General features: G+C 73.4%; 1 protein-coding gene. It reads left to right on the top strand.

The genetic code is table 11. The features are described 5' to 3' along the window. On the top strand, window positions 1-244 hold a 244-nt coding region (locus RZA33_RS19715; RefSeq protein WP_317510020.1), incomplete at both ends, for a PKD domain-containing protein.

Genomic DNA, 244 nt, shown 5'->3' on the forward strand with positions numbered 1-244 from the left:
GGCGCAACCAGGAGATCGCCGTGCTGGGCTGCCCGGGTTCGCGGGTGGACGCGGTGCAGTGGAGGCAGACCGATGGCCCCTCGCTGCCCCTGGTCTCGGCGCGGTCGTCGGCGATCAGCGTGACGCCGCCCGCCGCCGGGCGCTACGCCTTCAGCGTGGACTTCACCGATGCCAAGGGGGCCAGCTACAGCGGCCAGGTGGCGTTCACCGCCGCGGCGGCCGATGCGATGCCCATGGTCATCCG

It is taken from the genome of Halovibrio sp. HP20-59, from assembly GCF_033052795.2.
Classification (GTDB): Bacteria; Pseudomonadota; Gammaproteobacteria; order Pseudomonadales; family Halomonadaceae; genus Vreelandella.